The organism is Bacterioplanoides sp., assembly GCF_965226395.1.
Lineage (GTDB): Bacteria > Pseudomonadota > Gammaproteobacteria > Pseudomonadales > Oceanobacteraceae > Bacterioplanoides.
The window spans coordinates 1,375,638-1,387,221 of sequence record NZ_OZ245358.1; the positions used below are offsets into that span (position 1 = coordinate 1,375,638).

General features: G+C 46.1%; 10 protein-coding genes and 1 riboswitch. Of the genes, 5 read left to right on the plus strand and 5 right to left on the minus strand.

Going from position 1 to position 11,584, the window contains the following annotated elements; all coding sequences use genetic code 11:
- Positions 1-238: 238 nt before the first annotated feature.
- From ACO05E_RS06285 to ACO05E_RS06300, 4 genes are all read right to left on the minus strand, one after another.
- Positions 239-2,287: a TonB-dependent receptor gene (locus ACO05E_RS06285; protein WP_419812131.1), complete on the minus strand. Its 2,049-nt coding sequence runs from the start codon at positions 2,285-2,287 to the stop codon at positions 239-241.
- A 39-nt stretch (positions 2,288-2,326) separates the two neighbouring features.
- Positions 2,327-2,638: a DUF2149 domain-containing protein gene (locus ACO05E_RS06290; RefSeq protein ID WP_419812132.1), complete on the minus strand. Its 312-nt coding sequence runs from the start codon at positions 2,636-2,638 to the stop codon at positions 2,327-2,329.
- Positions 2,638-3,081 (minus strand): MotA/TolQ/ExbB proton channel family protein, encoded by a 444-nt coding sequence (locus ACO05E_RS06295; RefSeq protein WP_419812133.1) that lies wholly within the window; start codon positions 3,079-3,081, stop codon positions 2,638-2,640. The genes ACO05E_RS06290 and ACO05E_RS06295 overlap by 1 nt, the downstream gene beginning before the upstream one ends.
- 140 nt (positions 3,082-3,221) lie before the next feature.
- Positions 3,222-3,529: riboswitch (cobalamin riboswitch) on the minus strand.
- 66 nt (positions 3,530-3,595) lie between these two features.
- Positions 3,596-4,003 carry an NUDIX domain-containing protein gene (locus tag ACO05E_RS06300; protein WP_419812134.1) on the minus strand — a complete coding sequence of 136 codons (408 nt, stop codon included), beginning with the start codon at positions 4,001-4,003 and terminating at the stop codon, positions 3,596-3,598.
- Between the two features lie 54 nt (positions 4,004-4,057).
- Between ACO05E_RS06300 and ACO05E_RS06305 the strand changes: the two genes are divergently transcribed.
- The 5 genes from ACO05E_RS06305 to ACO05E_RS06325 all read left to right on the plus strand — a co-directional run bounded on the left by ACO05E_RS06305 (position 4,058) and on the right by ACO05E_RS06325 (position 10,724).
- Entirely contained in the window at positions 4,058-6,391 is a 2,334-nt protein-coding gene (locus ACO05E_RS06305; RefSeq protein WP_419812135.1) for a TonB-dependent receptor, read from the plus strand.
- Positions 6,392-6,434: 43 nt separating this feature from the next.
- Positions 6,435-7,958 carry a PepSY-associated TM helix domain-containing protein gene (locus ACO05E_RS06310; RefSeq protein ID WP_419812136.1) on the plus strand — a complete coding sequence of 508 codons (1,524 nt, stop codon included), beginning with the start codon at positions 6,435-6,437 and terminating at the stop codon, positions 7,956-7,958.
- A gap of 44 nt (positions 7,959-8,002) precedes the next feature.
- A complete protein-coding gene (locus ACO05E_RS06315) occupies positions 8,003-8,323 on the plus strand; it encodes a DUF1330 domain-containing protein (RefSeq protein ID WP_419812137.1) in 321 nt (106 codons plus the stop codon).
- 151 nt (positions 8,324-8,474) lie between these two features.
- On the plus strand, positions 8,475-9,152 hold the full coding sequence (locus ACO05E_RS06320; RefSeq protein ID WP_419812138.1) for a hypothetical protein: 678 nt from the start codon (positions 8,475-8,477) through the stop codon (positions 9,150-9,152).
- A gap of 18 nt (positions 9,153-9,170) precedes the next feature.
- The gene (locus tag ACO05E_RS06325) at positions 9,171-10,724 is read left to right on the plus strand and encodes a hypothetical protein (RefSeq protein WP_419812139.1); all 1,554 of its coding nucleotides are present in this window, start codon (positions 9,171-9,173) and stop codon (positions 10,722-10,724) included.
- A gap of 90 nt (positions 10,725-10,814) precedes the next feature.
- Here the strand turns inward: ACO05E_RS06325 and ACO05E_RS06330 are convergent, their stop codons facing one another.
- On the minus strand, positions 10,815-11,288 hold the full coding sequence (locus ACO05E_RS06330; protein ID WP_419812140.1) for an NADAR family protein: 474 nt from the start codon (positions 11,286-11,288) through the stop codon (positions 10,815-10,817).
- Between the last annotated feature and the right edge of the window lie 296 nt (positions 11,289-11,584).

An 11,584-nucleotide genomic window follows, 5' to 3' on the forward strand; every position in this document is an offset into this window, starting at 1 on the left:
CAACTATAATGATAAAGATTCTCATTACAACCTTTAACATAAAAAAACGTGATGAAGGTTTACTTATGAAAATAACCACTTTTAACAAAGGGTTATTAATAACGATATTACTAATGCCAAATCATGAGCAACAAAAACAAAAGCCAAAAACCCGGGCCAAAAAAAGGCCGCTCTGCATAAATCAGAGCGGCCTTTTTTGTCGATGGTTATGGCTTAGCTTGTTATATTTTCGCTGATATCAGAACTCATACGTCAGGTTAGCGCGCACCATACGCGGCTCAACCGGGTGGAAGTGTTCATCTTCGATACCTTCAGCACCAGCTGGCACGTCTTCTCCCGGTAAACGCGATTCGTACAAATAGGTGATGTCATTCCCTTCTTCATCAGTCAGGTTAATCAACTCTAACCCTAACTGTACTGCTGGCGTAACCTGATAATTCGCTTGCGCATTTAATAGCGTCACGGCATCCGCTTTACGACTGTTGTCTTCATTTAATGCAAATTTACCGAAGTGACGCAGGCGTAAACCGGCATTCCAATCGCCTAAACCATCAATGGTCATGCCCAGGCTGAATACCTGCTCAATGGCACCCGGAATATGCTGCTCTTTTTCACCTTTTGGTTTTAAGCGAGCACGACTAAAGGCCAGATCCGAATCCAGAATCAACCAGGGTTGTGGCTGCCAGAACACACTGGCTTCAACACCACGACGCTCGGATTTATCCGATGCTTCGGTGCTGCCTTCATCACCAACAAACAATAATTCGGAATCCAGTGTCAGCCACCAGAGCGATACCGCCAGTTGCAGGTCATTCGTCAGTTGTGTCTGTAACCCAAGGTCAGCGCCTTCACTCTGAACCAGCGGTGTTGCATCTTGCTCAGCAAAGCCACGGGCGTCGTTCGAGTGATAGCCCTGACCATAGTTAGCAAATACCTGAGTCTGTGCTGCCAGTTGATAAATCAGGCTGAATTTTGGGCTCACCTGAGTATCACTTTCGCCACTGCTGTCGTTATTTTCCAGCCGGTTTTTAACAATCGCCGAAATATAATCGAAGCGCGCACCAATTTGTGTGCGCAACTTGCTGCTCCATTGGTGGTTATTCTGTACAAATAAACCGAAGCCGGTTTCTTCCACCCGGTGACGCACACGGCGCTCATAAATATCGCGGTTTTGACTGCCCGACAAACCCACATCGGAGATACGATCGTGACGTAAATCCATCCCCGCCTGCCATTGGGTTTTCTCGCCGTTGTATAAATCCAGCAACGCAGAGCCGCCTAAGATTTTACGCTCGTCATGCTGACGGAATTCATCGCCATTATCCTGATCAATGGCATAGGTGAAGTTGTTATACAGCGTCAGGCCGTAATCAATCAGGTAAGCGTTGGTTTTTAACTCACGTCCGCCAAAATCGTTCCAGCCTTCATAACTCAGGCTACGACGATGGGTTTTACCACCGGTATCATCATCTAATGAATCAAAACGATCGCCATTTAATTCATTAATATAACGCTCAGGTAATTGTTCGGTGGCGGTCCAGTCATTCTGATACGCCATGGCAGTGATCGCACCACCGTTAATGCTGTTACCAAATGAATATTTGATCAGGCCAGAATATTTTTCCTGCTCCTGCTCAACTTCCCACGGGCCGTCGTAACGGCTGGTGTCTAATGCAGCAACCAGTTCATCACCGTTATTCAGTTCGCTGCTGCCTGCTACTAAAACGCGTTGATAACCGTATTCACCCAGACCAATTTTCAGCAGGTTTTTATTCAAGCGCTGGCGGGTATGAATACGCACGGCACCGGCATTGGCAAAGTCACCCTCACTGGCGTAATACGGGCCTTTTTTATAATCCAGTGACTCAACCAATTCCGGAATTAAAAAGTTAATATCGGTATAACCCTGGCCATGACCATGAGTACGCATATTCACCGGCATACCATCAATAAAGGTCGCAAAGTCAGTACCATGATCCAGATTAAAACCGCGTAAGAAATACTGGTTCGCTTTGCCTTCACCACTATGTTGGGTAACGATTAAACCCGGCACTGTTTCTAACACTTCTCCAGCACGGCTGATCGGGCGTTGTTCAATTTGCTCCGCGACCACGGTACCCATCGAAGCCGACACAGCATTCCCCACTTGCGCCTGACTGGAGACAGTCAGGTTCGATAATTGCGCTTCATCGACACTGGAATTAATACCCGCCGCATAGCTGGATGAAGACCACAAAGAGGCCAGCGCCACTGCCATAAATAATGGAGTACGTTGATTGATTGTCATACACTTTCTCTGCTAAAAATTAACGATGAATCGTTTGATTTATTGACCAATTAAGATCAGTTTTCCGGTTTTGGGGTCTTTATAAACCTGCCCCATTGATTGATAACCCTCAGCTTCACCACGCTCTAATTGCTGACGTAACGATTCAGGAATATCAGTTAATTCCTGACTGCGCTCCAGCTTCATATCACTCTCTAATTTAAAATGTTGTTTTAATTCCGGGCTCACTGCGACCAATGCCGCGATTAAGCCACAAGCAAAAACCAGCATAATATCGACCAGGTTGGCCAGCGGGCCGAGTGGTTCATCATCCTGAGCATCAAAGGAGGACGCGCGCCAACGATCACTCATCACGCATCACCCGTTAATTGCGCCATGGCTTTGTCGTACCAGCGACGGCGTACCCGCCCTAATACAAACCCTAAAATACCGGCTAATAAACCAATCACCGTGGTATCAAACGCGACGGTAATTGCAGTGGTTAATATCGTTAATTCGCCATCGCCTAATGCTGCCAGTCCGGGGCCGAGTGGAATTAAGGTGCCCATCAGGCCCAGCATCGGCGCAATACGGGTAATTAAATCCGCACGTTCGATCCGGCGTTTACCCACTTCCATTAATAACGCCTGATCACCACGCTGTAATAAGCGCTGAATACCACCAAAGCGCTCCCCCAATGCCAGCCCGGTTTCGTATAAAGCTAACAACAGAAAAAACAATAACGCCCATACCACGGGTTGCAGCAACAAGCCGGTAATCTGGTGCATGATGTTAAGAGAAACTGCAGAAAACACCTTAAATCTCCTCAATAAAAGAGAGCAGGCGGGCAGACACGAGGAAACAGCTGACGCGTATCGTACGTCGATCAGACGCCACCGATAACAAGCGCTTAACTAAGCAGACTGAATACCATTCGCTCAGGTCACCCCGCCTGAAATCTGGTTTACTCCAGGCCGGTCTCCGGACTCAGAACTCAACATTGTTCAACATAATGGCTGATCAACATTGAGGGCCAGCCTTCCCATCCAATTATGTGTCATGCACATCATCAGACAGTGGCTGAAGGCCAAACCGTTTGGACGGTTTTTCCATACCGTTGCGGGGGCAGTACAGGAATAGCACAACACTTTTTAGCTATAGAAAAATCTTTAACTGCAGAAAGCGGCCTTACCTGTTTCCCGATTATCCTGAACCACTGAAATAACGATGACAGCTTCAGGCACCTGAAAGTGAGCGGCATATTAGCAGCTTGCTCAGTAAGTTAAAACCGGACGAATTAAAACGTTACAAGCTAATGATTAAAAAGGCTCAGGATAAGTACAGCCGCTGCGCTTCTGCAATCGCAATACGATCCGGTTGAATCTCCAGCACATCCAGTTCGCTCAGCGGTTGCCAGAATACAAATTCGGCTTCCAGTGCATCAATATCACCCTGCCATTCCGTCACCAGATAATAATGCAGGCGTTGCACTTCGGTTTCGTGCTCCGACTCAGCGGTATGAATCAATGAGCACACATAACCGGCAGACTCCGCTTCCAGGCTTAATTCTTCCATTAATTCACGCGCCAGCGTTTGCAGGTGTTCTTCTCCATATTCTGCATGCCCACCGGGCACCATCACCATCGCCGCATCAAATGCTTTATCGGCGCGGCGTTTTTCCAGCAAAACACGGCCATCATGAATCAGAATAAAAGACACACACTCAACAAACTCCATCACAGCTCCTTTATGACGTTATGGCGCGGATGATTATTAGAAAGGTGGCACAAGATGCGACAACCTGTCACATTCACGGGCATCAGCCATTACCGTAAAATGCGCCGCAGTATACTAACAGAAGTTGTCATTATGCCCCGCCTGAATCCTTTATTTATTGCCGTTGCTTCCATTTCAGCGGCTTCTACAAGCCATGCCGCCACTTCCGATAGCGTTGCGCAGGCTCCTGTTGTATTGAGCCACGTTGCGGTTGAGAGCACACACACACCGCTGGATCGTCAGGATATGGCACCCAGCAACGAAATGAGTGCCGAGCAACTGAAGGCACTGAATATCACCACCGTCGAAGACGCTCTGAAGTCACAGCCGAATGTGATTGTACGCAAACGCTATATTGGTGACCCAAACCCAACACTGGGTATTCGTGGCAGCAATATGTTTCAGTCCACCCGCTCATTAGTGTTTGCCGATGGCATGCCGCTGCACTATCACTTACAGACCCGCTTTTCTGGCGCGCCACGCTGGTCGGTTGTTGCGCCTAACGAGCTGGAAAAACTGGAAGTGATTTATGGCCCGTTTTCGGCAGAGTATGCTGGCAATGCCATGGGCGGGGTTATTAACCTGACCACCAAAACACCACAAAAACGCGAAATTACCGTTAACGGTGCGTTATTCAAGCAGGATTACGATATTAATGGCCGTGATGAATCGTTAAATGGTGGCCGCTTCTTTGCTTCTTACGCCGATAAAATTGGTAATTGGTCTTTATTTGGTTTTTATAACCATCTGGAAAATGAAGGCCAGCCACAAACCTTATTTGCCAGCAGCGACAGCACTGATGAAAATCCAACCGCGGTAACCGGTGGTTTGCGTCAAAAAGATGCGTTTGGTGATGAGGTTATTATTTACGGTGATTCCGGCGTCGTCGACAGCAGCACCGATTTATACAAGCTGAAAGCGGTTTATCAGAACGATGGCTTTGAGTGGCGTAACACCATCGCTTATGAACAGCGTGAAAACGACACCACCGATACCCGCAGTTTCCTCAGAGATGCTAACGGCGACACCCAATATGGCGGCCATTATATTCAGGATGGCACGGCATTTTTTGCCACCGATTCACGCTCTCGCTTTGGCGACAGCCGCCAGGATCGTAACAGCTTATGGTTAGGCACCGGCATTACTGCCCCGTTAACTGACAACTGGTACGCCAAGGTTGATATCAGCCAGTTCAGTATTCTGACCGACGAACGCATTCGCACCTCACGCAAGCCCAGCGACCCGGCGTTTGATGGCTCAGAAAACATTCAGGAATTTAAAGGTTCTGGTTGGCAAACACTGGATACCAAACTGGCTACCGATCGGTTATTTGATCGTGCCGATATGAGTCTGAGTGCGGGTTACCATTACGATTTATACAAATTACAGATTAATACCGGCAGCTATAACCCGGCCAATAATGAACCGCAGAGCAGCAAGCCGGATTCCGGCGGTGATACCGAGACTCAGGCATTATTCAGCCAATACCAATGGCGTGTTGCTCCTCACTGGGATGTGAATGTGGGTGTGCGTTATGAACAGTGGCGGGCGATGAATGGCTTCCGTCGGGAAGGTCAGCATCCGGATCGTAAAGAACATGCCTGGTCGCCTAAATTTGCTATCGGTTGGGAATTTGCCCCTGGCTGGAGCACTCGTTATTCCTTAGCCAAAGCAACCCGCTTCCCGATTGTTGAAGAGTTATATAACAATGTTGATATTACGCTGACGCAAAATATCGCCAATGCCGATTTAAAACCGGAACAAGGCATTCATCAGAACCTGAATCTGAGCAAACAATTTGATAATGCTGAGCTGACCATTAACCTGTTTTACGACCGGGTACAGGACACCATCTTTAATCAGCGCATTGTGAATCGTCGCAGTACCTTCCTCAATATTGAGCAGGTGAATACCAAAGGTGCCGAACTGACTTACGATATTCATGGCTTGTTCCACCCAACCATTGATGTCATTTTTAATACCAGTTATACCGACGCCCGAATTGCCCGCAATTCACGCGTGCCCGAATCCAAAGGGGAACAATTCCCACGGATTCCTGAATGGCAAAATAATCTGATTGTGACCTGGCATGCCTTACCACAAGTGGATTTAAACAGCCATGTGCGTCGGGTCAGCAACAGCTATAACACGCTGGATAACAGTGACACCGAAAGTAATGTTTTTGGTGCCATTGATGCGTACACCTTTGTGGATGTAAAAGCCAACTGGCAGGTCACCCATCAGGCAACGTTATCGTTAGGTATCGACAACCTGTTGGATGAGGAAGCCTATGTGCATCACCCGTATCCGGGACGCACTATGATTCTGTCTGGTGGTTACCGCTTTTAATCTGATTTCACATTATTTATGTATGACCAATAAACGATAAAACATGAAAAAACATCAACATCAAACTTTATGGCGCTGGCATTTTTTTGCGGGTTTGTACGTCTTACCTTTTATGTTGATGTTAACCATCACGGGTTTGGTGATGATGTTTTATCCACAAATCGAGCAATGGCAATATCCACACCTGGTTCAGGTTGATGCCAATAAATCGGCAATGCCGTTAAATAAGCCGTTAACCGCAACACAACAACTGGATATTGTTAAAGCTGCGTACCCGGGTTTCCGGGTGCGTCAGTATCAACCGCCTCAGACAGCAGACCGCTCAGCCCGGTTTAAAATTGTTTCGCGCCGCACACCGACTCAAATTATTTTTCTTAACCCTTATTCCGGAGAAATTCTTGGCCAGCTCAGCGCCCGGGATACCTGGTATTCGATTGCCGATGATATTCACGGCACCCTGATGTTAAGCAAGGTTAAGGTTGGTGAGCAAAATTTAGGCAAGCTCGGCGATGCGTTAATCGAGCTATCTGCAGGGTTCTCGTTATTATTATTAATCACTGGGATTTATCTTTATTGGCCGAAAAAAAATCGATCAACAGCCCAAACTAAAAAATTCTACGCCATCAAACATTGGCTGGGATGGCGCTTTTCAAAAAATAAACACGGCAACTTAAGCCGCAGCAGCTGGAAATCCATCCATGCATCTTTAGGCATCTGGCTATCTGTTATTCTGGTATTTTTTGTATTAACCGGCATGGCCTGGACAGGTATCTGGGGGCAGCAGTTAGTACAACCGTGGAGCAGCTTTCCTACGGAAAAACGCGCCAGCAGCTGGCAATCGGACCCAGTTTCAGTAGTCGCTGACAACCCTCAAATAAACTACGCTCAAATAAACCACGCTCAACTCAATACGGAAAATAACGAAGAAGTGGCGTGGAATCTGGAACTGGCTGCCGTGCCCCAGTCTCAACTTCAAACAAAATCGCAAGCCAAATCGCAGTACCAGCGAGAAAAGATAATCCCCTTGCCACTCGAACAGATTATGCAGCAGGGCCAACAGCTGGGCTTTGATTATTTCCGGGTTGCATTACCGCAGACCCCAAGCGGGGTGTATACCCTGATGTCGGTGACCACCAGTGGTGATGTGGTTGACCCACGTAAAGATCGCACCGTACATATTGATCAATACTCTGGTCAGGTATTAGCAGATATTAGCTGGCAGGATTACAACCCGGTGGCGAAATCCATGGCAGCGGGTATCGCCTTGCATAAAGGCCAGGTATTCAGCTGGAATTTATGGCTGAACACACTGGCATGTGTATTACTGGCTTTTTCTTCACTTGCGAGCCTGGTGCTATGGTTTAAGCGCCGTACCGGAAAAAAAGGAGCAGTAGTAGAAGGAAAAAATCAAAAGCCGTCGCTGACAACACCAACCATCCCGGCTAAACAGGGAATGCCAAAGACAGCGGCTTTTTGGTTGTTACTGACCGGTGTTTTATTTCCTCCAACCGGAGTAGCCATGCTGCTGTTTTTAGGGTATGAATATTGGCAGTCGAAACGCGTCTGATCACGACGCAGATTGCGAACAATAAAAATATTCTGGAGTTTATTATGTCGGTTTTTGCACTGAATCTGTTTAATGTTTCGGATAAAGAAGAATACCTGGCTTATGCCCGCCGCTCACAAACGGAAGTAGAAACTCACGGTGGCAAATTACTCTCTGCCGGAAAATTCCGTGAAAGTGTTCAAGGAGATATCACCCCTCGCACCGTGATGCTGTTGGTGGAATGGGAATCAAAAGAAGCGTTTGACAGTTATCGTAATGACCCGGCGCTGGCCGATTTACATCCCCACCGGGAAAACGGTACCGATCAATATATCTGGCATTTATTTGATAAGCTCGAAGACCTGCGCCCGATTTTAAAGTCATAGGTATTCCTCTCCGTCATTGATGCTCTGGTGTTGACGCTCTGGTATTAACGATGTGTGCTGGCGATGCGGGGTTGATTCTTGCCGATTCAAAAGGCAAAGTATCGCCCCCAAAGCTGACACCACTATCAGCAAATGACATACGGAGTTGTCAATGACAATACATCCTCTTCATCAGCAGTCTCTTGTCTATTTTCTCGCACTACTACCCGTTCTGATTGGCTTTGAGCAACTTCATACCCTACCGTGGGACGATAGTCTGAGTCCTAGCCACAATTTAATTCCCTACGGCTTAATAGCGATCTCACTCGTTGCATTCGCATTTATTTTTAAAAGTCATAAATCCAGTGATAACCCAACAAATTTTATCTTTGCACTGCATCATTATTCTGATCAGACGGTTGGCACTATTCAGGATATCAGAGAATGGAATAACGAAACTCAGTACACTATCCGCTATCTTGATCGCGATTTTCTGCTCAGCGACGCCAACAGAATCAGTGGCCCACATGATATCGACTCGGATGAACCTGTCCGGTTTTCAACTCTGAATATCGGAGATAACGTTGGTATCTGTTGTCAGGCAAATAACCCGGAAGATGCTCGTTTCTTTGAATTCCATAGCAGTAACGGCACAACCCATTCCAACACAACCGTTACTCTTAATGGCAAGGTTATTTCATCAGGTCAATCCGATATCGATTTAGAGAAGATATTAACTGAAGCTATGCATCAGCCTCCAAGCGATAATGTCCATATCAGTGCCGAAGCAGCTGCACTTAAAGACAAACATGTAAAAGCCATTCTCAAGGCCATCCAGGATAATCACTAAGCAGGAAAAGGATTTAGCGTGAAAAAGTCAGACTTCGAACTGGAAAAATTGGAATACAACAAGGAAACCTTACTCGGCACCTTGTTCGTTATTGTTATATATCTGTCGGTCGCCCTTCCCGTTTCATATAACTTTATGCCTTCTGCGGTCAGTTATTTTCTGGAATATCTGTATAACGCTCAGGCATTCGCTTCTGACAGCTATCGCTATATGACGTCCTCAGGTTCCTCCTCTACCCGGGACTACTATGTCATGGCCTATGAGAATGGCCTTAAGGAACTCAGTAATGTGACGGTTATTCTGTTAATGATTCCGGGACTCATTACAGCCGCATTGATTGCACTTGTACCACTCGGACAGGTGGCAAAGTTCAAGCATGTAAAAAGTGTTCTCGCTAAACATGGTTATCACTCTACGGCAAAGACACTGTACTACACCATCACAACGTTAAAAATCAGAGCAGGTATGTTGCTGCTGATTGCTCTTTTGATGGGTTTTCATGCGTTGCATATCAAATACAAAATCGACATTCGGCCAGATATTGGTGATGGTATTTTTCTTGACGAGTCGATGTACCTGAAAGCACAGAACTTTACGGCAAAATATTCGATGGAAGGACATCTGATGCTATCAGAATCCGGAGATCCGCTATGGGTTTCTTATAAAACGCATAAGATTAATCCCAGACAAATATGGAACAACCAAGTTACCAATGAGAAAGAGCTGCTCGCCATTAGTGTTTATGACGTCCAGCAGCAACAAATGTTCATTGAAACTCAGACACTCCCAATGGATAAGAAAGGGTTATTTTCACTGCCATCAGAAGATGACTATACCAGCTACATTCTGCACGGGTTTATGTACACACTTGATAATAAGCTAACCAGTATCTGGCGAACCGATCTTAAAAACTCAGAAACGCAGAGAATTAATTTTGAAGAATATATGGCATTGTATGATCAGAAGCTGTCATATAAACAGCTAAATGACTCACACATAATCATGAAAAATCAAAAGGTCAGCTTCCGAATCCTGCTGAATAACGGCCAAGAGTTTTGGTTAAACACCGAGAGCCATACCCTATCTGATTATGACCATCTGCGCGAAGAAGATTTGAGTAGAGCAGAAGCGGTGCGTAATGAAAGAGATAATGTTCCTTTTAATTTCCGGATAACACATACATCAGGAGAAATTAAAAGAATCGAATTTTATCCACGAAAAAACTGGAAAAATCGAGTACAGCGGAAACAGGATTACCTCGATCTTAAAATCATAAATTACAACAAAGATGGTTTATTTTTACATGCCTTTGATCATTTAGGCGAAAACTCTAAATCATATCTTCAGATGTTAAACTGGGATGGCAGTCTGAAATGGGAAATTCGCGATATTCATTTAATCAACCCAGAGCTTAACCGGGCTGGGGCGAGGCGCAGTCGGTATCACCATCATATTGTGGACGATAGATTATTAATTGAAGGATATGTATCTGGAGAAAAATCCGGCTTTTATATGATTGACCGCAATATCGGTAAGGTACTCTGGAAGTTTCAGGTTCCGGTTGCGGAGTAACCACAGTCGCGTTTATTGCCAGAGCTCTATCAGCCAGTGAAAGCTAAGTCACCCCTGAATAATTCAGAGGTGACTTAAGATCCAAAGATATTAGCTTTCGCTGGTTTCTTGCTGTAATTTTTCCCGCACATTCATCAGAATTTTACCGAACTGGTTTTGACCACGACGATCCCGTCCACAACCCCAGAAATAATCGTACATACTGTTTTCCACCAGAGTTTGATCACCGCTATCCAATAATGCAGCAGCAACCTCTAGGTGAGCCTTGCATTTAGTGTACATTGCTCGGGTCATCAGCACCTGACGCCGCTGTTTCCAATCTTTACGGCGCTGCCAGAAGCGCCACTTGGTGAACTTAATTGCATCTTCGGCGGTTTTTGTATGGCGGATTTTTTCCTGAAAGCCCGGATTATCAAACTGCATCGCCTGGAAGTAATGTTCGACACTGGGCCAGTCCTGATCATCCAGATAGAAACCATGCGGCGAGGCACTGCCCAATAACTCGTTGGCGTCGTGGCGCGAGAAAAAGTGTGAATTCAGGTTTTCTTCTGGAAACAGTCCCATGATGGTTCGGTTCCTTTCATTGATATTGATTGGCCTTGGAGAAGTATTATGGGGGATTTGAGTTGGAAGGTCAGCACAGTCCAGAATCATTTATCGAAAGTAGGTTAGAGAAACCGATCCCATCTCCATAACAGAAGTGATTCATACGTTACACCAAACAGCAGACTGAGCAGGAAATAACAGCAGAAGCGTTCAACAAGGAGGAGCAGGAGTGATCAATTTCCCCAGCGCCACCACGTGGTGGCGCTGGGGTGATTTGCACGGTGTGCTGTTATAGAGTGATCGGTTCTACTGCG